Source organism: Candidatus Paracaedibacter acanthamoebae (assembly GCF_000742835.1).
GTDB lineage: Bacteria > Pseudomonadota > Alphaproteobacteria > Paracaedibacterales > Paracaedibacteraceae > Paracaedibacter > Paracaedibacter acanthamoebae.
The window spans coordinates 1,602,641-1,628,110 of record NZ_CP008941.1 but is presented as its reverse complement, the minus strand read 5'-3'; the positions used below and the strand labels follow the sequence as shown (position 1 = coordinate 1,628,110).

Sequence of the window (25,470 nt, the reverse complement as noted above, 5' to 3'; positions counted from 1 at the left end):
TTTAACTAGCGAGTCTTTTTCTTTCTCTACTAATTCTAGACTTATCAGGTCATGTTCAGGAATTCTAGCATAAAGAGGCTTGAGCTTGGTTCAAATATGCTCATAGTTTTCCTTTCCCAAATCTTCCCAATCATAATATCTGTCAATTGGAATACAGGGGGTCAGTTGTTATAGTAGTTATTGTTTGTTGTAAAGTTACAACCTTTTGTCGAGCCTTTTGATTAGAGTGGCCACTAATAAATAAGATAGGAATTGGTGCTCTCATAATTTCATATGATTGGTCTTTTTTTATAGACGATATCAATTCTTGCCCGAATATAATTAGTTTTATTTTTCTTTAGACCTCTCAAATTAGCAATCTGTTGGATCTGGGTCCCCATTTCCAGGTGCCATTTTTTAATTTCCTCAGAAATCAATTTGCCGTTATAGCTTAATCTGAAATTTGCTATACCATTCTCTTTATCCCCCACCCAGGTCCCAATATCAGCAGCTTTTGTAAAGGAACCTTCTAGCGGGAGAAGATCAGTGGATTCTAATTCTTGCTCTTCTTCTCCTTCTGAAGCTTCCTTCTTTTCAACGGTTTCTTCCCTCTCGACTTTCTGCTTTTTCTGAGGGATGGTTTCCGATTGCTTTTCAACTTGGCTTGCTGGCTCTAATTCTTTACTGGGCCGTTTGTGAGGAACAGTGCTCTCTGAGGGCTCATCATGAGCAACGCAATAAGGTATCGAGAAAGATGAAACAGATAAGATTAGGAGGCATTTATAAAGATAAGCTTTGAGCATTCGAAACCTATATAGTCGCTGTCGCGAAATAGAAATTTAGCTTATAAAATGGTTCTTATAAAAAGATGTGGCTTAGGAATTCTGCCAATTTTTTAAACTAAAACTTTAACTTTATAGGTTATAGCGACTTGAAGTGGTTTAAATTATTGAAATGAGAAAGGGAAGCGGGATACGCTAAGTTATTGAAACCACAAAGCGGATCCCTCCTATGAGTATTCATGAAGGCGGCTTAGAATGCAAGCTTAAAGGGGGCCCTATTAATATATATGTTGATGACCAACACCCTCTTTTGATTTTAGGCAATACCTTACCGTGGCTCGAGCTATTTGATATTATCCTGCCTGATCTTAAAAGAAGTACAGCTAAAGGCAAGTGGTGGTGTGGCCGTGCTTTAAAAATTCGCATTCATCTAGGCGTTTATATTTTACAGCAATTATTTAACAAGAAAGACCGCCAGATTGAGATTGAGGTTAAAGAAAATGCTGCGTACCAGATCTTTTGTGGGCGAAATATTGTTGAGGGATGGCACTGTCCAGACCATACGAAGGTTGAAGAGTTCCGCTCACGTTTAACGCCACAAACGCAGCAAATTCTGGCCAATAAAATTGCCGAGATTGCAATTCAGCTTGGCTTTGCTTGGGCTGATACACTAGACATAGATTCAACTGTGCAAGAAGCAAATATCACTTATCCAAGAGATACAGCATTAATGGTTAAGCTTGCCGCAATTGCCCATAAGGTTGGGGCTTATCTGAATAAGCATTTATTTGCAGATCCCCTATGGCATGTTGATCTTAAAGCTATTAAATCTATAGCTCGGCACTGTTTTTATGATAAAGAAAAGCCTTTAGTTGATTTGTGGGCCTTAGCCTATCAAGAAGTCACTCGTATTAAGCGTGCTTGTGAGCTGGTTGGCAAAGATTTACCTAAGCTTCCTTGGTTTATTGCGCGTGCTCTTAGGCAATTACAACACGACGGCTCAGACTATTTTATAGGGGCTATTCCTTGGGTATTACGGGGCGAACCCTCTAAAGGTAAGATTTTATCCTTCCATCTCAAAGATATTGCTTGTTTTAATAAACAATCCAAAGGCCATCAATTTGGACGCTCTCATCAAATAGGGCGTTTAAAGGGTAACTTCTTATTAATAGGTCATAGTCATAAAGTCAGGATGGAGGATAAATCCTCCTTGCCTATGATGGTACAGTTGCATCAGGGCTTATTTGGTCAAGGGACGCTTTCTTCTTTCTCAGCGGATAAAGGTTATGCTTCTAAGGCTAACAAGACTCTTTTAATTGAAGCGGGGGTAAAAGAAATTGGTCTACAATTACGACCATCAAAAGGGGCCCACTCACCCCCTGAGCGAGAATTAGAAAGAGAACTACAAAATAGACGAGCGGGTATTGAACCCTTGATTGGTCATCTTAAAAGAGGATGGCAAATGGGTAAAACACGCATGAAAACTGATCGAAATTGTTTATCATCGGCCTATACAGCTGTTCTGGGTTTCAATTTAAGGCAACTTATGAGGTGCCAGAGCTAGAAAATGTGACAACGCCCTGTAAAGAGGAGGATGGTCAAATAACATCATAAAAAATTAACCAAGTATTAACAGCGTAAACTACAAAATTATCACCTCTACTGCGCAAAAATCATTTCGCGACAGCGACTATATAATAAGAAAACCTATAAAGCAAGCTAACTTGTTATAATCATAAATATTTAATTTTCAAGAAGGCATCATTTTATTTTTTCTTTACCTTATCACTCTTTTATTCCTTTGATAGGTTGACCGTGCCTCTGCAATAAATATTGTTAAATTAGAGCGTACTCTAAACTTACATTTAGCTTGCTGCTTAACTAATTAATATTGCATCTTTGTCGATAAGAAAGAAGTTAGGTAAATCATTTACGAGCTTTAACTGTAGTTAATCAGAGCAAAAAAAGATAAAAATTAAGTCTCAGAAAAAAAACAGCCTTTTGATGCCCTTAAGAATGACTCATTTTCTATTTATCAAGAGGAGGAAGTATTTGAAGATGATATTATGCTTTATTTGATGGGTGACAGGAAACAACAACTAAGAGAATTTATCTCTCGGTTTTACATGAGTGTTAAAAAAGATCACAAAGAACTAAAAACGCTAAAAAACTTTATAGAAAATCTTACTTTAACAAATCAAGCTCTCAGAGAAGAGAATGCCGTCCTTAAGAATTATCCAAAGAGTTAGAGGGGTACCATCAGAGCCGGGAAGACCTTAGTCATCTGAGTCCTTTATGACTGATCAGATTAAGCGCTTGTGAATATGTGGTAGATTTAACGCATCCTCCTGCAAATTTATATATAATCAGAGATCGCTTTTCATTTAAAAATCTTAATGAGTTCGTTAAAGATGCAGCCTAATTTTTAGTATTCTCTGAGAAATATTTTTATAAGAAAACCCTCAAACTCTTGCATATCAAGGTCTAAAGACGGTTTAAAAGACAAAAAGGTCCTATTTGGAGTTGCCTCAAAAAATGGAAAAATTGTACGTTAAGGGTTTGCCTTTATGGCTCCAGCCTTAAAGCGGGGCACTGCCTCGCTATCGCTGACATTTTTTGACATGCATAAAGACAAAGTTTCCAGACTCTCCCTGTCCTGTTGAGTAGCCGGCCCCTGATTACTTGTGGATCAGCCCCTTGACTATTATCAAACAACTTGACGCTACCTCTTTTTTTGATTAGATAGAAGAATCCCTCCAAAGTAACGTGGCCATCATGATAAAGAAGCAAAATATACAATCGATAGATATCATTCTTGATGAAGAGCCACCGAATGAGATTAAAGCAATATTACAAAGAGGCTTGCGTGACTATAATCATCCTTTCCTCGGTACATACGAGCTAAAAAGATTCGCTGTCTATATAAAAAATCAAACATCAGAGGTAATAGCTGGAATCTATGGATTTACTATAGCCAAGCATAAAACTCTGCGCTTGGAGTTTGTTTGGGTGCACGAAGATTATAGGGGGCTTGGCCTTGGTGCTCAGTTACTCAGCTATATAGATAAATATGCGGTCTCTAAAGGATGTTGTTTTATACAAGTGAGTACTTTCGAATTTCAAGGTAAAGGATTTTATAAGAAAATGGGGTATCAAGAAATAGGCACAATACCAAAATGGTTTTGTGACAAAGATGAGATTTTCTTTTTGAAAAAGTTGGCATTTTGGGATCCGGCCAGGATAGGAGTGTAAATAGGAATAAAGCTGTCACAAAACTAGCTCTTCGTACACACTAGACCAATATGCATCTTAATTTTTATTATTCATCTGAGAAATACTTTTATAAAGAAACTCTCAAACCCTTGCATATCAAGGTCTACAGGCGGTTTAAAAGGCAAAAAGTCCCATTTACACACGTATCCTGACTGTCCCCCTAATTAGGAAATTTTCACTAATTTTGAAAAAACAGTAGCAACTCCACCTATAAATTTAATAAAGGGCCCGAGGAATCTTATTAGAGAGTTCCGACCCTTTGGATTCCTAATTTCTTAACCAAGATCCTTGTAAAACATTGAGGTAAGAAACCGTAAACCGTCTGATTAATCCTTGATTTCTGCTGATGTAGAATTGCACCTTGGCTGCTTTATCATGAATACTTTTATGAACCTTGGCATGCCGGAATCAGTTAAAATCTAATAAGTGTGGGGGAAAGGGGGGGGGTATTCTTTCATCCCATTTACGCAACAAACTCCAAATATATAGTACTTCTCATGATTCTACTTAGATCTGGATCACTCTGTGGGAGCAGCTCATTTTCTATTTTCTTGAATATATTTTTGAATAAACCAATCAAAATAAAAAGAAAAATTCTTTATATATGTTGAAGGTCTAAGAGTGTGAAGAAAGCTATATTGAGGGTTCCACCTATTCGCATTATAAGCAGGATAAAAACGCTGATACGCAGCCACATTATCAAGAGATCCGTGAGCCCCATCCATCTTGAGTTCAATTAAATCTATCGTAAAATGTGTATTATTTATACTAGGTAAATAAACCTTACCTTCTCCTTTATAAATGGATCGAACTCTGTGATTCTTTATTGTTGGTATGGGATTTTCTTCTATAAAACTTTTTAAGTCCCCCATGGTTATAAGAGATATATTGGGCAGTTTTTTTTCTTTTTCTTGAAAAGCACGAATGAGTTCTTCAATGACAAAAGCAGGCCCTGCCCCTGAGCCAATATTATCTACAAAGTAGATGTCCCCTTCTTCAAGGTATGGATTATTAGGGCTTAGCCCTTTTTCTTCAAGGAAACTCATAAGATATTTTAAGCGTTCAGGAGTTGTGCAATCATTAATATCTACTGGCATGCTTCCTCTGCCACGATTGGGACTGCCAGAAAAAGGAAAGCTAATAACATAACGCGGATGGTCTGACATAGCTTTTAGTAAGGCTTCAAAAGCCCTACCAAGCCAGTAAGGTGTATTACCAAAAAATACAAAAGTATCTTTTGTTTTACTAAGGTTAAGAAGCTTAAGGGTTGCTTTATAAACTTCTTCAATCTCACTGACAGATAAAAAACCGAAAGACCCGGTTGTTAAATATTCTTCCCTTGTTTTTTCATTCTTAAACCCGAAATGCGTATGATTAAATATTCGTTTCAGCTCTTCCTCAACAATCATGTCTTCTTCATTTTCGCTTTTGCCTATGATAAAACCATTACAAAACAAAATTTCTGACTTAATTTTATCTAAATAATTACCATAAATAAAAGATTCATATGGTAGGTTGCCAGCAACTTCTAATAGTAATTCTGGATTCACACAGTGAAAAAGGTCCTGTTGCCTCTTATTCCATTGAAAGCTTGAAAGCTTTCCGCTGCGCGTTGAACGCCGAGTTGTTGGGAAAAAATTTTTAAAGTTTATAAGCACTTCCCGAAGAGCTGCTTTATAAAGCTCAAGCTCTTTTGGTTCAAGGTCGAGATTGCTTAATAGCAGCGTTTCCTGAAGTGTATCAATTTCTCCAAACTTTATAGTAGCTGGCAATTTTGCAGGCTCTCTATAAACTTTTGCTTCCTCCCATATTAAGTAAGGAATTTTTACAGAAACGTGTTCATCGAAGCTATCTTTTTCAGCTTTTTGCAAATCGTTCTCTAATTGTCTTTTCAGAATGTCTCCCTGATGATTTACGGGAGGAACTTCTTTTTTTTCATAATCTTCAGCAAGCGTAACTTCTGCAAAGGCAGGAGTAGAGAAAAGAAAAAAGTAAAAAGCCAATTGAATATACAACATTGAGTACTCCTCTAATATCTTAAAATAGCATTCTGATATAATCATAAATTGTTATTAATGTTCAACGCCCAAATTTTACTTTATTGAGTGAAGTGCCCCACCACATTGTTAGGAGGTACTGTCGCATCTATTTTAGTTGATTGTTATTTTGAGTAAAATAGACTGATTCCGGCCGCATTAAGCCATTAGATCTAAAAAATTAAGGAAAGAAGATTGGCAAGCCTTTTGACCGATAATTTGCCCTTTTTGAATCATGCGAACATTTTCAATTCCTGAAATCGTTTCCTTAGCAGAATAGAAATTCTTGAATCCCAAAGTTGGTCGTGTTCGCTTCTTGATAAATCGATGATCTTGCTCGACAATGTTATTGAGGTACTGAACTTGCTGAATTTCAATTTCTTCTTCTTTGGCAACGTTTTCATTAAAATAATCAAGGGCTGCTTTGTTACTACCACTCTTATCAACCGTGACTTTGTCAGATCTTCCATTTTCCTTAAAAGCCTTTCTAAAAAAGGCTTTTGCAGCAACGGCATCTCTCTTAGCTCGAAGCGGCACCGTCAACTTAACTAATAGAGGGTAGATTGCGGTTGCGAACTGTCAAATTTAGACAGAAAGAAGCTCTAGAGCCGCCTCCAGCCAAATGGCCTTGGCAGCAGAGAAAGCAAGTCGTTGATCTGGTGCTTTATTCTTATACCGACCAACTTCCACCGAAAAGATATTGCGTGCCTTCCCCATCAGGGACAATAATCTCTGAACGCCAGGAGCAGACTTAAATTTTATCAAGCATTTTTCTTTATGGCGAGTCGGTTGATGGGCGTTCTTGATACGATTGTTGAGCCGCTTGTGGGTCCTGTGATTTGCTTTACGGCATATGAATTGGATCGGCTTTACATAGCTTTTCAATTTGTCGGTAACAATAACTCTTGGGGCTGGGTATGTTCCCTATAATCGGCTTAGGAATCTGATAGCAGATTTCTTATTGCGGCGTTTTTGAAGAAAAACATCGAGCTCCATTCCGTCTTGATCGACAGCTCTCTATAAGACAAACACCTCTCCATAAGCTATAAAATGAAGAGCGAATTTAGTGCACTATTTCCTGACCGTCTCATGACTCAGGGTAATTCCTCGAAAGGCTAGTTGTTCCTGGACATCTCTATAACTATGATTGAAGCGGTAATAAAGCCATACCGCTTGGCTGATTCGAGACTGGGAAGCGGTGACGTTTGGAAGCTTTGGTTAAGGACATGACGGAATCATACCAGGTTTATTTTTGCCTTACTTTATTCCTATTTTGCTCCTTTGTTAAGTTGACGGTGCCCACGCAAGCCTTTGAATACGGGAGTATTTCAATTTGTTGTCTAAACGACTGTTTGTGGATAGATACTTCTTACAGAAAAGATTTTTCCACATGTACTTTAAATTGATAATCTTTTTAGGACAAGTTTAAAAAAATTTAAAATTTAATAAGGCTAATTTTTTTAAAATTATCATATATTGATCCCTCCTATGCGGCACATTGCCATTAAGAAAGCGTATCTAAATAATTAATAATTTTATTTGAACGGCAATTACTTTATGGATTTCTCTCTCTTTAGCCCTTATTTAAGTACACTTAATTTTTTAGAATATTATTTTTGCGCTCAAACTATTCAATCACTAGGTGAGGAGAAGATATGCCTAATACCAGCAATTTTGGAGTAAATCTGTCAACTGGAAAGCTTTCTCTTCCGATAACCCTAGGAAAGTTAACCGGTCCTAATGGTTTTGGTTCAACAATTTCTTTAAATTATTCAACCACAGGCCTTTTGAATCAGGTAACAACCTGGAATGAAGATGCGCCAACGAGCATCGTTGGTCTTGGATGGTCATTACAGTCAGCCTCAACCATTGTTCGCTCAGGAACAGGATCATGGCAAGATAGTTTTTTCATAATGATGGGAGACCAAACTATTCCTCTCTTGCTAGCATGTAGTCCTTTAACTCCCAAAGATCCCAACAATCCTAATGACCCTAATGGCGATTTTAATACTCTTGTGTTTGTGACCCAATCAAAAAGCCTTTATAAAATCACTTATGATGTACCAAGCGAAACTTGGACTCTCATTGATCAAGATGGTAATACATGCACCTATGGCGGAATAGGGACGGACGCTGTTGATTTAGGTGTTCGATGGGTGTCTCAAACGGATGGGCAGCCGGCAGTTTGGACTGGATCCTCAATAGAAACTAGTGGACAAGCAATGTATGCTGTAGCTTGGCGGCTTGCGCAAAAGACTACTTTGAGTGGACAAGAAGTAACCTATACATGGTCACAAATTCAGCAAAGCATTTCTATGGGTTCTGGTTCTACTGGGTTGAATTATACAATGGCTAACTATTTGACAGCGATCCAAGTTGTAGGTGGATCATCTGTCAACTTGACCTATACTGATAAAGAAAGAAATGAATATCCAGTCTTCCGATGGTACGCACCCCCGCCGGGCTCTCTATCTTTGGGAAGTAAATTAACCACCAATTGCAACGCTTTTCAAGATCGGATTGAAACAAAATATTTAGAAAATTTGGAATTCTACGACGTCAATAATAATCTGCAGCATACGGTTAACCTAGGTTATGCGTTTCTCTATCAAAATTTTAAGTCTCAGCCTAGTGATTTTCAATCGATGGATAAACGGCTGTTAACTAGCATCAAAACAGTTACAGCACAAGGGATTCCCGTAGCGCCACCTCAGAAATTTGATTATTGGGGATTATCAGATCAGCCATTGCAAGCTTTAGTTGTAAATACGAGCATTAATGGCACAACTAATTGTGGAACGTTACGGGGGTTAAGTAACGAAAATGTCTCTACCACTATTACTATTAATCAAGATTCTAACACAGAGTCTTACAATGCTTTGTTCGGCCATCTAAAAACGATCCAATCTTCTCAAGGGGGCCTCACATGGTACTCTTACGCCGATAGTAGTAAAACGTCGACACCAGTGGCTGGTTAAGGGATGGGAGTTGAACAATCGAGCTCCTGATACCCTGGCTGCCCCTCCTGCCACTTCGTCTAATATTTCTTGGACTCTCTGCCAACCTTATTGGGGAGAAGATAACTATGTTACTATTCGCTGGAATGGTACCTCAGAAGATAAAAAGTATGTGGCATTTCAAATTTATGAATGGATTGGAAAATGGATTCAAGTATCTATTAATAATCTAACAGTGCCAGGGAGCGCCTCCTATTTTATGACCGAGGTGTATGATTTTGGTGACTCTAGTACAGGGGCTGATTATTATACGCGTGTTGCCATGGGATCTGGTAAGTTTATGGTTGCTTTAACGAATGTAGATACCAATAATACTTTGCTATTTCACCGTGATGCAAATACCCCTGGTTTATGGAACGTGACTCCTTATTATTTAGGAAAAGCTTTGCTTCCAACAGTGCCCTCTAATTATACAAAAATGCCTGTAGACTGTATATCCTTTAATTATATTCAATTATGTCTTGATGTTGGCAATAACATTGCAAGTCTCTTGGACGTTATTAACGGCACGCTCTATCTGTTTTCTTTGGTTAATAATGCTTGGGTACTTCAAAATGAAGCAGGCATTACAGTAACTGAATCAATTCAGTGGGTATGGGCTGAATATTTGGATTTGCACTATATAAATAGATGTTCGAGTTTTTGTGTTGTAGGCGATGATGTCCTTGTATTTACGAATGTTACGCCGCCGATAACTTCCTCCGGTGATTATAATAATTATCCAGCTGCATGTAACACCTATTATCAACTTTTTCACTATGATAAAATAGCTGAATCATCCACTAATGCCTGGAGTGCACCTCTCAATAGCACTCCACTTTCTTCCTCTGCGAGTAAAATTGTAATTCCCTGGCTTCCTTGGGCAGTAAGTGTAATTGATGACTTGGAGGGTGGATTTGTCAACGGAGGAAGTAATGTTGCGGGTATTACCTGCGAGCTTGCCGATGGATTTGTGTTTGTTCAAATCATCGTGGATTATTTGCCTGTGACAGATGGAACAACTCTCGTAGGCCGGCCTCTTGTTGTCTCCTGGGATGATAAGTACAAGCAGCTAAATATACAGCAAATTTACAGCCCTAACAATGCGAGTAAGTATACTTCTTCCAGCTCTTCTATGTTCTGGGGCGATACCTTACAACAAACCTCCCTACCTACACAAGGAGATTTAAGTGGTACCATAGCTAGCTCAAATCTTATTAACATTTCTACTGGTTCAGGGAGTCCACAAAAATATGTTGCCCGTTATGTGGGGGGAACAGCTTTAAAAGACTCTGGGTACAACTATGGTTGGTATTGTGATTCTGGTTTGAGTAATCTTAGTGATAATTCAGATCTCTGGGAGCAAATGGCCTCCTTTGATACGACAATTGCTATCAACAAAGGATCAAGTGAAGTCTACACTTATCAATTTTACCAATTTCAACCTTACCTTGCCGTCGGCCAAGAGGACCCTGGTCCTGGATGGACACTTCAAAGCACTGTTAATATGGGGACGAATAAGGATTGGGCGGACATAGAACATATCATCCAAGAAGTTGATTTCTTTGTAAAACTTGCGCTAAGAGCTGCCATTTTTATTGCCAGCTTTGGTGAATCCTTTATTGCAAGCGAAGCCATTCGCGGAGCCCTGGAGTGTGTTAAGGTTACATTACGGTTTTCCAAATTTGCCTTGAATAACCGGTTTGTTGCTTAAATGGATTAAGAGCCCAGAAATTTCCTAACCAAATTATTTTTAATAAGCTTTCACAGATTTAGGCATACCCAGACTTGTCATTTTATTGAGCATACAACAAACTAAATGGGATTCAGCATCTTGGTTTGGTAAAATTCTTGAAGATAATTTACGCCCAAAGATCGTTTTTAAACGGTAAAAGGTATTTTCAACTTTGTTTCTGCGGCCAAGGTCATTCTTGTAATACCAAGCCCAATAGCCTTTTTCTTTAATGTATTTTACGGTTTGATCTCTCGTAGATGGATTTGTTTTAGAACGCACTACAGCTTGGCTTGGTGGCGGAATAAACGGTTTGATAGTTTGATCTTCTAAGAACTTATAAATTTGATGACTATCATAACCCCCATCTGCTAGACAATCTGTAATATAAGAAGCATTGCTTTGATCTATCAAAGAAGGCACACAAGCTCTATCATCTGTATGATGATCTGTCAAAACTCGAGCAGTAATATACCCTCCTTCTTCCACACCAATGTGCAACTTACGCCAAACCTTGCGGTTGTATTGCTTGCCATGTTTAGTTTCTAACCATTCTTTTTCACCAAATACTTTCAAGCCTGTTGAATCAATAACTAAATGAGTTGGTTCATTTAAAGAAGGTAAATGGAGACAAGATAAGGCTTGTGCTGCTCTTTTTGATAAACGGCTGAATTCTGGTACAGGCAATATCTTTCCTGAAAGAGTAAATAACGATTCAATAAAACCTATCACTTGCCTTAAAGCTAACTTGAATAAATGACGGAAAGTTAGGAGGAGATTAATACAAGCCTGAGAGTAAACTAAAGGCCGGCCACGTTTTCGCTCTTCTGTTGAAGGAGCTAACCAGCTTTCGTCAAGATCTTCACTTAACCAAACTGTTAAAGATCCTCTTTGCTTCAAAGCCTTATTATACTCATGCCAATTTGTTACTTTATAAGAAATCTTCTTGTTTGAAAATTTACTAATCTGCTTCTTCATAAACTCAGTCCACCAAATCTATTGCAGCCTATCTCCTTTTTATCAGTTCAGGGGTATTTTGGCAACAAAGTGGAATTTTACCACCGAAAATGACCGTCTGAATCTATCTGAAAAACGGGGGGCATAAAATTATGGCAAAGCAAAGCCAGTCAAAAATTATATAAAGTTTCTGTGGTACTTTATATAGATAGAACCTATGTTAAAATAAAGAAAATACTGTTATTAACATTCACACTTGTTTTTTCTCTAATAGAAGTTTGGTTTATAGTGCTGATGATAGTGTAAACTTCAGAACTTCTCATGAGCTATCTACTTCATAAAAATGCAGCATATACTATTTGCTATATTCTCTAATAGTGATAAGGAAAATCATGATAACAACATCTTCATCTGTAGCCACCGCTAATATACCAACCCTCGAACAGGTTAAGGAATTAGTTAAACTTGTCGAGCGACATGCAAATCAAGAACAGCTTTGTAAAACAAAGATTTCTGGACTTCATCTTTCTCGCTTTTCAAATACGACAGAACCAAATTTTTATATCCATCAAACAAATGTATGTTTTATCATTCAAGGACGAAAACAAATTACAATCGGTAAAGATACCTATACCTATGACCCATTAACATGCTTAGTTGCTTCTGTTAACCTTCCTGCAATTGGTCAAATATTAGAAGCAACGCCTGATAAACCTTATTTCTCCATATCATTGAGCGTTCAGCCTGAAGATTTAGCTTCGCTCATTCTGGAAACTGGACAACATCAGTTTCAATTAAAGAAGGATAACAGTCAGGTTTTACATGTTAGTCAAATAACAACGTCTTTAGCTGATGCCCTTATTCGTCTTTTAAAATTGCTTGATTTAAAGGATCAAGAAATGCAAATTATAGCCCCTCTTGTTATACGTGAAATCAGCTTTCGCCTGCTTCAAACAGAACAATTTGGAAGTCTTACCCAGGTCGCTATGGGGCATGGCAACCTTCATCGAATTTCCTGTGCCATTGCTTGGATTAAGCAAAACTTATCTACATCATTAAGAGTTAAAGATTTAGCAAAACAAGTCAATATGAGTGTCTCTGGTTTGCATCATCAATTTAAAGCGGTAACTTCATTGAGCCCTCTTCAATTTCAAAAGAAGCTCAGATTACAAGAAGCTAGAAACCTGTTGATGACAGATAAAACCTGTATTGCGAAGATAGCATACCAAGTGGGTTATGAGAGCCCTTCTCAATTTAGTCGCGAGTATACCCGCTTATTTGGACAATCTCCCTTACGAGATGCTAATCGTCTTAGGAAAGGTAGCCTCTAACATTCAGACAATATGTTAAGCTATCGTTCAGAGTAAATTAGCCCAGCCCCAAAGATATGACAGATACACATGAGAAAATCCAATTTTTAAGATTCTCTTTTTTGGAGGCTTATTTTCTTGTATCCCTGCAAATTTCTAAGGTATAAAGTTTTCTAGGGCGCTATGAAGGCAATGAGAGTTGTATTCTCACCACTAAGCCTCTGTTTTAACCGTAGCCTCATCTAAGCTAAAAAAACAATATTAATTTAAGCATTCTTGCCGAAAGCGGCTGTTGAAGTTTTCTATATAAGCGTTGTATTTGTTGGCTTGCCGGATCTGGAGAAGTCTAAAGCTGCACCATGGGTGTAAGTCCATAATCAATCTCTTTACTTAAGCTGGCCCCAAGCTGCTTTAACTTATGATTTTCTTCTTCTAACTGCTTTAATCGTTTTACCTCTGAGGGTACAAGGTTACCATATTTTGCTTTCCATCGATAAAAGGTCGCTCGTGGTATACCAAGATGACGTGTTACGTTTTCTGCTCTTGTCCGTTCTGCTTGATGTAGAGCAAGGTCTATTTGTTTTTCCGTAAATAGCGTTTTTATGAAAAATTCTTCTTTCTCTCTCTTTTTGCTTTTTTGAGAATTTTATCACTTGCTTTGTCAGATTTCTATGGGCAAGACCATACAAAAGTTTTAGATAAAAAATAACGAGATTATTAACTTAAGTTATTTAAAGGTGATCGCCGCTTTTCGCAAAGATCACTTTACCTTTTGCAGGATTAGGCAAGAATTTTCCAGAATTAAACTTTTACGATAGTTTTCAAAACTATACTTTGAAAGAAATAATAATGCAGGGCAAAATGTTATTTAAATTCTAATAAATTAATTTGGAAAGCATAAAAATTTACAAGGCGTTGCTCTAGTAAAGCCATTTTCTTTAAGAAAGCATAATTAATTATAATACATAAAGAAGGAGAATAAATATGATTAAAGGATTAAAATTAATAGGACTTTCAGCTTTTATGTACCAATCACTGGGGTTAGTGTACGGCTGTGAGGATAAGGAACTCGATATTGATACATATAGCCCGAAGCTATATGCTGGTATTTCAAATAAGTACAATGCCATTGGAGATAGTTTGGACTTTACAAGCCATTTGCCTAGCCTTGATAAGGAATATGGGCAGGAACAAGAGCCTTGTAATGTTGTAGAAAAGAGTACAAGTAAAACGACAGATATTTTTGAGAGGTTAAGAGCAGGTGAGCTTATACGCTTCAATGACCCGGAATATTCAAAAATCACTGCGGTAGTAAATATGACAATAAAGCTTTCCCCCCAACTTAATACCGCTACCGACACCGATCAGATACGCCACTATTTGAGTGAAATTATCGGAACAAAAATTGATGACAGCACCACCATTTTCGCACCATTCTATACCAACTTCGGCAGGTTTATCCAAATAGGGAAAAACGTCTTTATCAACCACGCTTGCTCATTCCTTGATATGGGCGGCATCACCATTGAAGATGAAGTATTGATTGGGCCTAAAGTAAACCTCATAACAGAAAATCATCCTTTAAACCCAAACGACAGACAGGCATTAATTACAAAACCTGTTACCATAAAACGAAAAGCGTGGATTGGAGCAAATGCCACTATTCTTCCTGGTGTAACTATTGGAGAAAATTCAATCGTAGCCGCAGGTGCGGTAGTTTCAAGAGATGTTCCCGATAATGTAATTGTAGGTGGAGTACCAGCGAAAATTATTAAACAAATATAAATTAGCTCAGCCTGAAAATTCCTATCTTCGCCGTAAGTCAGGAAGTTTTACGGAATTTTTATTTCGTAATGCCCCGCGTTTAAAATATATGAAAGAGGTTTCGCCCTTTTATTATGCAAATCTCTGAGATTTGCGCTATACGATAAAAAAGAAGTAACAATGAAAAAGCTAACAGTAGTGCAATTACCCTAATGACATTAGGTACTTGCTTGCTAATAATCGGAACAGGAAAAACAAAAAGAATAATTCTACTAATACTAATGTTGTTAGAATGATTCTTGCTGATATAGGGAGGGAACGCCTCTAAGTTTACTCTCCCATATTGCTAGAGATCTCGGCTAACCTCCTGGTAAGGGGGTTGCTTTTAAAAATATAGATTCTTTAAGAGTTTCATAAATGTCTTTCAATATTTTTAGCTTATCCATCATGCTCTTCAATATACCGATTCTTCTATTATTGAATAAGCTTAACCTTAACATCAGTTAATCCTAATCCAGCCAACCTCTGATGAGTTGTGTAAAGTGGAAGGTTCATCTTTACCCCCAAAGTAAGACACGCTCGAGCCTCTAAGGATAGACCTTTATCTTTGAGCTGTTTAGTTAAATTAGCTGTGTGTAAAGCATGAGAAATGTCAAAGGGGATAAGCTGAGAAACTAAGGGCAACAAGCATTCTTCACACTCTTGTAAGGTCATGTCAGATTGGAGGAGGGTGGTCGCTGCTTCTGCCAAACTAAGACTCGACATAACAATCTGACCGAGCAGGCTTTCTACGGTAGAGGCGCCTGGTTCATTCTTAATAAGAGCTAGGAGGGTAGAAGCATCTAGAATAACTTTACTCATTGTTTTCTTCTTTCTGGGTAGAGGTTAATTTCTCCCCTAAGCTTCCAGCTTGTGGATGGTACTTACTAATTAAATTTCTTGCTTTTAATAAAGATGTCCTTAAAGAAGAGATGACAAGTTGTCCTTCTTGGATATCGATTAAAACTTCGTCTCCTTCTTTCAACTCTAATTGTTTTCTATAAATAGAAGGAATAGAGACTTTCCCTCCTGCCGATATTTTTGTTCTGATAGACATAATTAAGGTTAAACCTTCTGTAGAGATTAATCTTACAAAGCATAATACTTTATATTTTTTAACAAAAGCAATATTGGGGATAAAATATACACATTCCTAAATATGTTACAGCATAATAACTAGAATAAATAAAAATTCTAAAATTTGGGATATAAATTAAAAAGCATAAAAAATTATTACTAATAAAATTATTTATATCAGTACTAAATTAATTTCAGGAACAAATTTATTATAAGATCTTTTTAAATTATTTGTCTCCAGAACAATAAAAAAGCACCACTTTCTTCTTTCTCAAAAACACTCGTTTTTGAGAGAGATGAAACAAGGAAAGAAAAAGATCTCATTTTTTGCCCTTTCACCTCTCAAAACTCTTTCTTGAAAGAAAAGCTCTTAAAAGATATGCTAAAGATGAGTTTTAGGAGGAAATTATGCTAGTTGGTTATGCGCGGGTCTCGACCCAAGATCAAAATCTATTTTTACAGCTTGACGCTTTAAAGGAAGTGGGGTGTCATAAGATCTTTACAGAGAAAGCATCAGGCGCTCAAAGAGAACGACCTGAACTAACCGCTGCTCTCAATTATATGCGTCCAGGTGACACACTCGTCGTGTGGAAGCTTGACCGTTTAGCTCGTTCGTTAAAGCAACTTATCGAAACTGTCGAAAAGCTCGAAAGCCAAGAGATAGGGTTTCAATCGCTCACCGAAGCGATCAATACCACTACCTCAGGCGGGCGGTTAATTTTTCATATCTTTGCGTCATTGGCTGAGTTTGAACGCTCCATTATTAAAGAGAGAACCATAGCCGGGTTATCAGCTGCTAAAAGATTAGGGAGAGTAGGGGGTCGGCCACCTTCTCTAAAAGCTGAAGATCTCATTGCCGCTAAAGCTTTACTGAAAGATGACAATATCACGGTTGAAGAAGTGGCTAAAAGGTTATCTGTTGCACCTTCGACTCTGTATCGACATTTGCCTGGAGGGCGAAGTTCTATTACTCCGGTGGTCAAATGTCATAATTAATGATAAAAATTAACCAACTGATTTAATTAGAAAAATAAAGTTAATTTAATTACCTTTTAAGTGCACAATTGATCACCGGAGTAATACCTACACGCCGTAAAGAAAAATGTTTGATTAACTTCAGATCCCCTCAGGGTATACAAAGAATATTAGCCCTTATGGGAAAAGTTCGTAATCTTTTTGCCATAGAGGTGGGGCGATACTTGAAAAAAGCCTCTGAAAGAAGAGAAGCTTTTAAAGCCGCCTGCAACATCTGGTCTGAGGCGGCTCAAGAGCTTCTTTATGCCTAATGAGTTCACTCGAGAGCATCTTTTGCATCTTCAATAGTTAACTTGACGCTTCCCAATTGTTGTTTAAAACAATTTTTCCTACCTTTTTTGTAATATTTCAAGTATAATTATTTATAATAGCGTGAAATATTCATATATAGAGAGAGAAACGGAAATGCGTTATTTATTAACAATTATTCTTCTTAGTTGGTTCGTTTTAAAATCACAAAGTACAGATATAAAATTTTCTTACTTGGATGTTGTAGCTCCTAATTGTGAGTTTTTTCCAGCGATGTATCATAATACATTTCACGCTTCTTCAGAGAAAGATTGTCAAGAGCAGCATGTTATTACTGCCAATGGCAGCTATCAGATTGCAGGTTATGAAGGAAAGAGATGTATTATTGAGCAAGAATTAGGATTAGCTCTTAAGAAAGCACAAGAAGAGTTATCTCAGATAGGACCCTACAAACTTAAAATATTCGATGCATATCGGCCTCAAAGTGCTGTAGACTTTTTTGGGCAATGGATAAAGGAGGCAGAATGTCCTACTGTTAAGCAATACTTTCATCCTAGAGTTAATAAGTCTGATTTTCATAATTATTCCTATATTGCTCGTAAATCTTCGCATAGTTTAGGCACAGCTGTCGATTTAACAATAAAAGTCATCGATCTTCAAGCATCCGATTTTTCTTCTGATAAGCGTCCTAGCGGTTTTCTTGGTTATTTTAATCGGGATGAGTTGGATATGGGAAATGTTGGGTATTTAGCCTTTGATCTTAAATCATCCCATCATAGGTGTGGAGAGTTGACGAGTAAACAGGCTAAAAATAGGAGCTTGCTAACTGATTTAATGATAAAAAATGGATTCGAAATTTTAAGATCAGAATTCTGGCATTATTTTTTCAAACGTGACCGTAACAGAGAAAATTATTTCAATTTTGCCATCCAGGATGATTATATGGTATCTGAAGAGGGGACAATATTATTTCGATAGATATTAATAAAAGTTCAAAGCTTGCCGTCATCAACTATGTTTGTAAGGACTTAAGCTTAGCATTAGCAATGATGACGATTTTACGCATAAGAGCCGTCAAAGCGACCATTTTCTTTTTACCTCTTTTGATAAGGTTTTCATAAAAAGCCTTAAGAGGACTATCAGTTCTCCTGGCTGTCATAGCAGCCATAAAGAGAATGCGTTTAACATCGACTCTGCCTCCTTTCGTCCTTCTATAGCCCACTGCTTTCCCGCTTTCACAAGGATGAGGAGCTAATCCTGCAAGGTTGGCTATTTGGCGTCGGTTCAGAGTTCCCAGTTCCGGCAGTAATCCCAAAAGAGTGGTGGCTACGATAGGACCGACTCCTGCAATCTCCTGGAGAGTGTGATAGCGCTGGCTAAGAACAGGGTCAGTCTGAAGAAGTTTCTCCAAAAGGCCTTCAATTTCAGTGAGTTGCGTTTCCAAGCAAAGGATAAGAGTCTGATAGCTTTTGAGGATGGCTGGACTGGCGGGCAGGTGCAGACGATTCTTTTCCTGGACAAGCATTTGTTTAAGGTCGAGGCGCCGCTGAATCAGCTCGTAAAGTTGTTGATGATGTTCTTGGCGGGGTTGGAAGAGAGGTAGATGAGCGTGGCGCTCGGAGCCATATCCAGCAAGACCTAAAGCGTCAATACGATCCGATTTTCCCAGTTGTCCCCAAGAGCGGATAAAGTTTTTAACCTTGCGAGTATCGGCTCTATGAACTTTTACTCCCTGCTCTAATAGAAAGAGAGCGAGTCCCAGTTCATAACCTCCTGTCGTTTCTAAAATCACTAAAGCCTCAGATAAATCTTGGTGCTCCGTTAAAAAATTACGCCACCCTAAGGGAGTATTTGGGTATATTGTCGTTATTTTTAGGCCATGGATGGCAACGACAAAGTCTGCTTTGGAGATATCAATCCCAATAAAGCTATGATAAGATGAAATCGTCATAAATGCCTCAAGAGTTTAGAGTATTTCAGATTGTAAGCGGGCGATAAACCCATACAACTATTCAAACGTCTCGAAGGAATTGGGGATGAAGACCCAGATGACGACGGCCTTATAAGCCCATATATGGACGGCCTTTCAACCCCATAACTTTCTTCTCTGCCAAGAAGAAAGTTATTTCCTTCTTAAGCTCTTTATAGCATTAGCCGGACTTACAATATATGGACCGATCCGTATTGCGAGATAAAAATTATCAAACCTAAAAAGAATAGACCAGGAAAAAGTTGATAATCTCAATTTACGATGATAACAATTTAATGTAGCCTAAGATAAGTAACTGTCAAATCATGGATAAACTTTTATATAAATACTTAAAAACATAAATTTTAGGCCATATCTCTTATTAGGAGTCTCATTTTTTATGCGATTTATACCTTACACTTTTGCAACTCTCTACTTTATTACAATCCCATCTTTTGTGTCAGCGATGGATAATCCTCATCTACAAGCGGAAAGACACCAAAGCTATAAATATCATAGCTCGCTACGTGAACTCCCCCTTCTTTTTCCTGATGATATTTGTGTTTTGTCAGAAAAAGAAGGCAAAAGTGTTTTAGATATTTACCAAAAGGGCCAACCTTTTATATCGCTGCCTATGGATTTAAGTAATATAACAGATATACAGCTAAGCCTTGACGGCACTCTTTATGTGTTGGGGCGAGATCGACAGGGTAAAAGTGGGATCCTCACTATAAGAGAGGAAGGTGCTTCCAAGCTCACCACATATGGATTAGGAGACATAAGGAGCATGCAACTGAGTCCTGATAACACTCTTTATTTGCTAGGAAGGACCCGACAGGGAAAAGTTAGTATCGTTACTGTAAAGGAAGGCACTATTTCCCAACCCACATCCTATGGATTAAAGCACGTACAAGAGATACACTTAGGCCCAGAAGGCATTCTTTATCTGTGGGGTGAAGATCAACAAGACAAAATGAGCCTCATTACTGTAATAGGAGGCAAGGTTTCCCAACCCATACCTTATAGATTAATAAGCATATGCAGCATACAACAGAGCGCGGATGGCATTCTTTATCTACTAGGGTTATACCAAGATAACAAAATGGTTATTGTCAATGTAAAGGAAGGGGCTGCTTCTCAGCCTGCAACCTTTGGGTTAAGAAGTATAACAGATATGCAGCTAAGCCCCGACGGCGCTCTTTATTTGTTAGGAGAAGATCAGCAAGATAACAAGATGATTATTGTCAGTGTAAGACAAGGAGTTGTTTCTCAGCTTATAACTTATGAGTTAAATGAACTAGGCTCCATGCAACTAAGCTCTGATGGCACCCTTTATTTGTGGGGCAGAGATCGAGAAGATAAAGGGAGCATCGTCAGTGTAAGGGAAGGAGTTGCTTCTCAGCCTGCAACCTTTGGGTTAAGAAGCATGTGGAGTATGCAACTAAGCTCTGACGGTACTCTTTATTTGCTGGGGAAAGATCACCAAGACAAACTGGTCATTGTCCACTTAAGGGAAGGCACTGTTTTTCAACGCATCGGCTATGAATTAAGAGGCATACAAGGTATGCAATCAGGCTTCGATGGTACTCTTTATGTAGTAGGGTTTGATAAACAAGATAAGAAGAATGTCGTCGTTCTAAAAGGAGACACAATCCTAGGGGTTAATAATGTGATTGAATTGGCTTCTGTTAGGGGAGAACATGTAACCATAAAAAGCATACTTGCCAGTACAATTCGTGATATTTTTCTTGCATCTTCCCCTAATGAAAATGGTATTAATATACCTTTATTTGAACGCTTGTGTCAATACCTTAAAAAGTTTCCTTGTAGCCGGATTGGTGAAAAAGATGGCATGGAACTTCATGATAGCATATTAAGCCATTTCCATATTATTAAGAAGGATGATAAAGCCACTTTTTTGCTCTGGGAAACTTTGGAGTATTTAATAAATGTTGAAGACGAACGAAATATTTATCACCCTTTGCGTCCTTATGCAAGCGCAATTGCTTTTATGTACTACGACCCACAAGACTATTTTATCCAACAAAACGGATTTTCTCCTTTTAACATACAAGAAATCAAACAAGAACTAGGAGAACAAAAGTATCAAGAAAAGTATAAAAACACGCAAAATATCGCCTCACTTTTAACAATAATTCAACATTCTAGGTTAGTTGATGAATTAAAAAAACTCTATGGACCTTTCTATAGTTGGGTTCAGCTTGCCCTCAAGCAATTGGGCTCGAAAATACCCTAAAACTAAAGGAGACAGCATTACCTTAACTGTAAGATGTGCATTTAAGGTAAGAGGCTGTCCAAAAATACTGTACTGTGCCCAGTTTAGCAAGCAATTTTTAAGAGAGCCTCCTTCGCGTTAGACTAAGCCTTCCCAGGCATTGTTGTGTAAATAGAAAAAGGGTGCTCTCAAGTTATGTGCTTGGAGATAGAAATTTCTTGAAGTAGTCCTTTATTTCATTTTCTAGACATAATAAGGCTGTGATGTGACGTGGTACTAGAGGGTGAAAGCTTGTAATGTCCCCTATTTAGCAAGCTAATACTAAAAGAGTCTGGTGTTGTTTGTTATGAGTTAAAAATCTTTCTTGCTTTTCCATGTTCAAATGTATTAGGTGGGGTATACCCAAGTGTTGAATGCAGATATTAATCTGGTGACAAATTGTTATAACTAGTTTAAAAGGAATTAATCCCCCTAATTTACAAGTAATATTATGGACAATAGAAATTACCCTCCAAGAGCTAAGCATATTGCGGCGAAAGATTGTTGAAGCCGTCGTTGTCAATAAAAACTCCCAAAAAGGTGTGGCTCAAATGTATGGCTTTACTGAAGCCACAGTAAGCCATTATGTCAGGGCTTATAAAAACGAGGGAAATGCAGGCTTAACTTATAAGAAGAGAGGACGCCGCTTACAAAGCTGTACGAAGCTTTGCCTTGAAAATGAAGAAAAAGTTAGGGATGTCATTGAGCATCATACGCCGGACCAAGTTGGACTTGAATGCGTTCTTTGGACACGTAAGGCTGTTCGCCAGTACATTTCTGATACATATGGAATTACGTATTCAGTGAGAGACATGGGAGATGTTTTAAAACGCTGGGGGTTCACGCCTCAAAAACCAATGAAAGTAGCAATCCTCATTTGGTTCAGCATTGGCTTAAGGTCGATTACCCAGCCATTCAAAAGAAAGCTGAGCAAGAAAAAGCCGCCATATATTGGGCAGATGAAATGGGATTGAGGAGCACAGATCAGCGAGGAAGGACTTATGCTCGACGAGGTAAAACGCCTGTTATTAAAAAAACAGGCTCTCGTTTTCGCTGTAATATGATTTCGGCCATTACCAATCAAGGAAGCATGAAATGGATGGTCTTTGAAGAGTCATTTACTGTTGTCATTTTTCTTAATTTTCTGCGTCGTCTTATCTACAAATCTGATAAGAAGATATTTCTCATTGTCGACAATCATAAGGTCCACCATGCAAAGAAAGTACAAGCCTGGCTAGAAAAGAACAAAGAAAAAATAACGATATTCTTTTTACCGCCTTATTGTCCTGAGATGAATCCTCAAGAGTTAGTGAATCAAGAAGTCAAAAGTCATGCAGGCGACCTGCTCTCCAAAAACTGATCCAAAAGGAATTAGGGTCTGCTAATAAGACAATGAAAGGAGCAGACAATATGAAGAAGCGTTTTAATGAAGCCCAAATAATAGGGGTCCCTAAAGGACAAGAAGCAGGCATAAAAGTGGCCGAGATATGCCGCCGCCATAGGATGTCGGAAGCCACGTTTTATAACTGGAAAGCCAAGTATGGAGCCCTCGAGGTATCCGAAGCCAAGCGCTTAAAATCTTTGGAAGAAGAGAATCGCCGATTAAAGCAGCTAGTTGTGGATCTGTCGCTGGATAAGATCATGTTACAGGATGCTCTCTCAAAAAAGTTGTAACCCCAGCTTCACCTAGACAGATTGTGCTAAATGCAAACAAGCAGTATGAAGTATCACAGCGCCGTGTCTGTAAGGTATTTGGTTTTTCCCGAAGCACGCAGCGTTATCAAAGCCGCACAGATGATACACGATTACGTGAACGCCTTATGGCACTAGCCCAAGAGCGACGTCGGTTTGGTTACCGTCGCTTGCATGTCCTATTAAAGCGTGAAGGCTGGGCAATAAACATAAAGAAGACATATCGCCTTTACCACCAAGCGGACCTCTTGGTAAGAAAGCGCAAGGGGAGGAAGCGTGCCATTGGCACGAGAATGCCTTTGCCAAGAGCACAGTACGTTAATCATATTTGGTCTTTAGATTTTATAAGTGATGCATTAGCAGATGGTAGACGTTTTCGCATTCTCGGCGTCATGGATCAACACAGCAGACAGTGCTTAGATCTCGTGGCTGATACGTCTATTTCTGGCAAGCGGGTGGTAAGAGAGCTGGATAAACTAGTGGAGCGCTATGGTAAGCCAAGAATAATTGTCAGTGATAATGGTACTGAGCTGACAAGCAAGGCTATCCTGGAATGGGCAGCAAGTAACAAGGTGGGATGGCATTATATCACGCCAGGAAAGCCCTCAGAAAACGGTTACACAGAAAGCCTGAATGGCAAGATTCGTGATGAATGCTTGAATGAGAATGTCTTTAACAGATTAAACCATGCCAGAGAAATTTTGCAGAATTGGCAGGATGATTACAACCATATTCGTCCTCATTCTAGCCTTGATTACCTTACACCAATCGAATATCTGCAGAAAATAAAGCTAATAAAGGAGAAAACCTGTGTCCCGTTGACCTCATCGCAAGAACTAGATAACGTACTCTCAGACTCTAATCCTATTTGGCACATAAAATGCGTCCATTCAAACTGAGGTGGCCCCCAATTATTGGACAGTTTAGCAGCAAAAATAAGCTATAGTCAGGGTTAATAATTATGCTGCTAATTTCAATTCCAAAGTGGGATTCCGCTTTGGGTTGTTTATGTATACCTCATGTGGCGTTTGTCCGTCAAAGGTGGAATGGGGCCTGGTAAAATTATAATGGCTCATCCAGGATAAAATGCCTTCTTTTATCTCATTTCCCCTTTCAAAATGATGCAGGTAAACACATTCGTATTTTAAGGATCTCCATAATCTTTCGACAAAAACGTTATCCATCCAACGACCTTTGCCATCCATAGAAATTTTGATATGATTGGCTTTCAGGATATCCGTAAACTGAAAGTTCGTGAACTGACTTCCCTGGTCCGTATTAAAAATCTCGGGAACGCTGTAAGTTTGGATAGCTTCCTTCAAAGCATCACAACAAAAGTCGGTATCTAAAGTATTGGAAAGCTTCCAAGACAAAACCTTGCGACTGTACCAATCCATAATGGCAACCAGATACAAAAAACCACGCTTGATAGGGATGTACGTTATGTCCGCACACCAGCCTTGATTAGCTCTGTTGATTTTAAGCTCTTTTAAAAGATAGGGATAAACTTTGTGTTCAGGGTGAGGTGTGCTCGTTTTTGGAGACTGGTAAACCGCCTCCAATCCCATGAGACGCATCAGTCGCCGGACGCGCTTGCGGCCTATACAATAGCCGCTGCGAATTAGATAATGCACCATTTGGCGAGAACCATAATAGGGCGTTTTCAAAAACTGCTCATCAATCAGCCACATGAGCGTTAGGTTCAAAGGATTTTCTCCTTTGGACTCATAATACCAACCAGAACGGCTGATACTTAAAAGCCGACATTGGCGCACAAGGCTTAAGTTTTTATTTGCGGGGTTAATCATTTCTTGTCTCCGATGCTTCCCAATCGTTTGGAGACTTTTTCTAAAAAATCCCGTTCCACTGTTAATTGGCCGATCTTGGCATGGAGTTCTTTGATTTGGTCTGCGTGACCCTTTTCCTGAACTGCCTGTTTTCCTGAAAAACTTGCTACCATTCCGGCTAAGGCTTCTTTTTTCCATCGGTGAATCACAGTGGCATGCACGCCAAACCGGGAAGACAATTCTGCAATTGTCGCATCTTCTCGAATGGCTGCTAAGGCAACTTGGGCTTTAAATTCGGCACTATGGTGTTTTCTTATTCCACTCATTTTCTAGTCCTTTTTTACTCGGAACTATAGCTTAACATCCTGTCCGAATTCTAGGGTCCACCTCTCAATGCCCTTCTAGGGGCTGTTGGTCATAACTTGAGACTGACCCTTAACTACTTGAGGATTCTTTTTGCCTTTTTACAAATGTTGGGGATTACCATAAAGAAGACCAGAGATTGTCCTTTGCTCCTT

22 protein-coding genes and 2 pseudogenes are annotated in these 25,470 nt (G+C 38.5%); 13 read left to right on the top strand and 11 right to left on the bottom strand.

What is annotated here, in order from left to right:
* Window positions 1–269: 269 nt before the first annotated feature.
* Window positions 270–782, bottom strand: coding sequence for a hypothetical protein (locus tag ID47_RS13545; protein ID WP_038465216.1), 513 nt, complete (start codon window positions 780–782; stop codon window positions 270–272).
* A gap of 208 nt (window positions 783–990) precedes the next feature.
* Between ID47_RS13545 and ID47_RS07280 the strand changes: the two genes are divergently transcribed.
* Together ID47_RS07280 and ID47_RS07270 are read left to right on the top strand one after the other, a co-directional pair.
* Window positions 991–2,325, top strand: coding sequence for a transposase (locus ID47_RS07280; protein ID WP_038467379.1), 1,335 nt, complete (start codon window positions 991–993; stop codon window positions 2,323–2,325).
* A gap of 1,211 nt (window positions 2,326–3,536) precedes the next feature.
* Window positions 3,537–4,013: a GNAT family N-acetyltransferase gene (locus ID47_RS07270; protein ID WP_038465211.1), complete on the top strand. Its 477-nt coding sequence runs from the start codon at window positions 3,537–3,539 to the stop codon at window positions 4,011–4,013.
* 557 nt (window positions 4,014–4,570) lie between these two features.
* Here the strand turns inward: ID47_RS07270 and ID47_RS07265 are convergent.
* The 3 genes and pseudogenes from ID47_RS07265 to ID47_RS13935 form a co-directional block, all read right to left on the bottom strand.
* The gene (locus ID47_RS07265; protein WP_038465209.1) at window positions 4,571–6,052 is read right to left on the bottom strand and encodes a hypothetical protein; all 1,482 of its coding nucleotides are present in this window, start codon (window positions 6,050–6,052) and stop codon (window positions 4,571–4,573) included.
* A 177-nt stretch (window positions 6,053–6,229) separates the two neighbouring features.
* Window positions 6,230–6,607 (bottom strand): DDE-type integrase/transposase/recombinase, encoded by a 378-nt coding sequence (locus ID47_RS07260; protein ID WP_038465207.1) that lies wholly within the window; start codon window positions 6,605–6,607, stop codon window positions 6,230–6,232.
* 65 nt (window positions 6,608–6,672) lie between these two features.
* A pseudogene (locus ID47_RS13935) lies at window positions 6,673–7,298 on the bottom strand (IS6 family transposase).
* Between the two features lie 427 nt (window positions 7,299–7,725).
* Here ID47_RS13935 and ID47_RS07250 point away from each other — a divergent pair.
* Both ID47_RS07250 and ID47_RS07245 read left to right on the top strand, forming a co-directional pair.
* Entirely contained in the window at window positions 7,726–9,048 is a 1,323-nt protein-coding gene (locus ID47_RS07250) for a hypothetical protein (protein WP_038465205.1), read from the top strand.
* A gap of 10 nt (window positions 9,049–9,058) precedes the next feature.
* Window positions 9,059–10,780 (top strand): hypothetical protein, encoded by a 1,722-nt coding sequence (locus ID47_RS07245; RefSeq protein WP_038465202.1) that lies wholly within the window; start codon window positions 9,059–9,061, stop codon window positions 10,778–10,780.
* A 39-nt stretch (window positions 10,781–10,819) separates the two neighbouring features.
* On the opposite strand, the gene ID47_RS07240 is transcribed toward ID47_RS07245, so the two are convergent.
* A complete protein-coding gene (locus tag ID47_RS07240; RefSeq protein WP_051908743.1) occupies window positions 10,820–11,776 on the bottom strand; it encodes an IS5 family transposase in 957 nt (318 codons plus the stop codon).
* A 371-nt stretch (window positions 11,777–12,147) separates the two neighbouring features.
* Between ID47_RS07240 and ID47_RS07235 the strand changes: the two genes are divergently transcribed.
* Window positions 12,148–13,086 (top strand): AraC family transcriptional regulator, encoded by a 939-nt coding sequence (locus ID47_RS07235; protein ID WP_038465200.1) that lies wholly within the window; start codon window positions 12,148–12,150, stop codon window positions 13,084–13,086.
* Between the two features lie 243 nt (window positions 13,087–13,329).
* Here ID47_RS07235 and ID47_RS13755 read toward each other — a convergent pair.
* A pseudogene (locus ID47_RS13755) lies at window positions 13,330–13,442 on the bottom strand (integrase core domain-containing protein); the annotation flags it as partial.
* Entirely contained in the window at window positions 13,412–13,669 is a 258-nt protein-coding gene (locus ID47_RS12425) for a transposase (RefSeq protein WP_075261625.1), read from the bottom strand. The gene ID47_RS12425 and the pseudogene ID47_RS13755, both read right to left, overlap by 31 nt.
* Before the next feature lie 635 nt (window positions 13,670–14,304).
* On the opposite strand from ID47_RS12425, the gene ID47_RS13725 reads away from it, so the two are divergent.
* The gene (locus ID47_RS13725; RefSeq protein WP_038467372.1) at window positions 14,305–14,850 is read left to right on the top strand and encodes a sugar O-acetyltransferase; all 546 of its coding nucleotides are present in this window, start codon (window positions 14,305–14,307) and stop codon (window positions 14,848–14,850) included.
* Between the two features lie 453 nt (window positions 14,851–15,303).
* Here the strand turns inward: ID47_RS13725 and ID47_RS07225 are convergent, their stop codons facing one another.
* Window positions 15,304–15,690, bottom strand: a complete 387-nt coding sequence (locus ID47_RS07225; RefSeq protein WP_038465198.1) for a PIN domain-containing protein — start codon at window positions 15,688–15,690, stop codon at window positions 15,304–15,306.
* Window positions 15,683–15,925 carry an AbrB/MazE/SpoVT family DNA-binding domain-containing protein gene (locus ID47_RS07220; protein WP_038465196.1) on the bottom strand — a complete coding sequence of 81 codons (243 nt, stop codon included), beginning with the start codon at window positions 15,923–15,925 and terminating at the stop codon, window positions 15,683–15,685. The genes ID47_RS07225 and ID47_RS07220 overlap by 8 nt, the downstream gene beginning before the upstream one ends.
* A gap of 428 nt (window positions 15,926–16,353) precedes the next feature.
* Between ID47_RS07220 and ID47_RS07215 the strand changes: the two genes are divergently transcribed.
* From ID47_RS07215 to ID47_RS11950, 3 genes are all read left to right on the top strand, one after another.
* Entirely contained in the window at window positions 16,354–16,941 is a 588-nt protein-coding gene (locus tag ID47_RS07215) for a recombinase family protein (protein ID WP_269516640.1), read from the top strand.
* Between the two features lie 158 nt (window positions 16,942–17,099).
* A complete protein-coding gene (locus ID47_RS13720; protein ID WP_269516639.1) occupies window positions 17,100–17,231 on the top strand; it encodes a hypothetical protein in 132 nt (43 codons plus the stop codon).
* A 154-nt stretch (window positions 17,232–17,385) separates the two neighbouring features.
* Complete coding sequence (locus tag ID47_RS11950) at window positions 17,386–18,207, top strand: M15 family metallopeptidase (RefSeq protein WP_051908742.1); 822 nt, start codon at window positions 17,386–17,388, stop codon at window positions 18,205–18,207.
* A 34-nt stretch (window positions 18,208–18,241) separates the two neighbouring features.
* Here ID47_RS11950 and ID47_RS07200 read toward each other — a convergent pair whose 3' ends face one another.
* On the bottom strand, window positions 18,242–19,174 hold the full coding sequence (locus ID47_RS07200; RefSeq protein WP_156956763.1) for an IS110 family transposase: 933 nt from the start codon (window positions 19,172–19,174) through the stop codon (window positions 18,242–18,244).
* Window positions 19,175–19,598: 424 nt separating this feature from the next.
* On the opposite strand from ID47_RS07200, the gene ID47_RS07195 reads away from it, so the two are divergent.
* The 4 genes from ID47_RS07195 (at window position 19,599) to ID47_RS07180 (ending at window position 24,064) form a co-directional block, all read left to right on the top strand.
* Complete coding sequence (locus ID47_RS07195; RefSeq protein ID WP_038465190.1) at window positions 19,599–21,455, top strand: WD40 repeat domain-containing protein; 1,857 nt, start codon at window positions 19,599–19,601, stop codon at window positions 21,453–21,455.
* A gap of 506 nt (window positions 21,456–21,961) precedes the next feature.
* Complete coding sequence (locus ID47_RS11945) at window positions 21,962–22,447, top strand: helix-turn-helix domain-containing protein (protein WP_051908741.1); 486 nt, start codon at window positions 21,962–21,964, stop codon at window positions 22,445–22,447.
* Window positions 22,351–22,833 carry an IS630 family transposase gene (locus ID47_RS11940; protein ID WP_075261583.1) on the top strand — a complete coding sequence of 161 codons (483 nt, stop codon included), beginning with the start codon at window positions 22,351–22,353 and terminating at the stop codon, window positions 22,831–22,833. The genes ID47_RS11945 and ID47_RS11940 overlap by 97 nt, the downstream gene beginning before the upstream one ends.
* Before the next feature lie 50 nt (window positions 22,834–22,883).
* Window positions 22,884–24,064, top strand: a protein-coding gene (locus ID47_RS07180; RefSeq protein WP_420887363.1) for an IS3 family transposase whose coding sequence is annotated in 2 segments (ribosomal slippage) — window positions 22,884–23,133 and window positions 23,133–24,064 — 1,182 coding nt in all. Because the reading frame shifts where the segments join, the coding sequence is not laid out codon by codon here.
* Between the two features lie 60 nt (window positions 24,065–24,124).
* Here ID47_RS07180 and ID47_RS07175 read toward each other — a convergent pair.
* Window positions 24,125–25,278, bottom strand: a protein-coding gene (locus ID47_RS07175) for an IS3 family transposase (protein WP_156956698.1) whose coding sequence is annotated in 2 segments (ribosomal slippage) — window positions 24,125–25,014 and window positions 25,014–25,278 — 1,155 coding nt in all. Because the reading frame shifts where the segments join, the coding sequence is not laid out codon by codon here.
* Between the last annotated feature and the right edge of the window lie 192 nt (window positions 25,279–25,470).

Bases quoted from the DNA above. Each gene is read 5' to 3' on its own strand.
- ID47_RS07225 (WP_038465198.1), bottom strand. From the start codon at position 15,690: ATGAGTAAAGTTATTCTAGATGCTTCTACCCTCCTAGCTCTTATTAAG.
- ID47_RS07250 (WP_038465205.1), top strand. From the start codon at position 7,726: ATGCCTAATACCAGCAATTTTGGAGTAAATCTGTCAACTGGAAAGCTT.
- ID47_RS13720 (WP_269516639.1), top strand. From the start codon at position 17,100: ATGGGAAAAGTTCGTAATCTTTTTGCCATAGAGGTGGGGCGATACTTG.
- ID47_RS11950 (WP_051908742.1), top strand. From the start codon at position 17,386: ATGCGTTATTTATTAACAATTATTCTTCTTAGTTGGTTCGTTTTAAAA.
- ID47_RS07265 (WP_038465209.1), bottom strand. From the start codon at position 6,052: ATGTTGTATATTCAATTGGCTTTTTACTTTTTTCTTTTCTCTACTCCT.
- ID47_RS07220 (WP_038465196.1), bottom strand. From the start codon at position 15,925: ATGTCTATCAGAACAAAAATATCGGCAGGAGGGAAAGTCTCTATTCCT.
- ID47_RS13545 (WP_038465216.1), bottom strand. From the start codon at position 782: ATGCTCAAAGCTTATCTTTATAAATGCCTCCTAATCTTATCTGTTTCA.
- ID47_RS07235 (WP_038465200.1), top strand. From the start codon at position 12,148: ATGATAACAACATCTTCATCTGTAGCCACCGCTAATATACCAACCCTC.
- ID47_RS07270 (WP_038465211.1), top strand. From the start codon at position 3,537: ATGATAAAGAAGCAAAATATACAATCGATAGATATCATTCTTGATGAA.
- ID47_RS07195 (WP_038465190.1), top strand. From the start codon at position 19,599: ATGCGATTTATACCTTACACTTTTGCAACTCTCTACTTTATTACAATC.
- ID47_RS07240 (WP_051908743.1), bottom strand. From the start codon at position 11,776: ATGAAGAAGCAGATTAGTAAATTTTCAAACAAGAAGATTTCTTATAAA.
- ID47_RS07215 (WP_269516640.1), top strand. From the start codon at position 16,354: ATGCTAGTTGGTTATGCGCGGGTCTCGACCCAAGATCAAAATCTATTT.
- ID47_RS07280 (WP_038467379.1), top strand. From the start codon at position 991: ATGAGTATTCATGAAGGCGGCTTAGAATGCAAGCTTAAAGGGGGCCCT.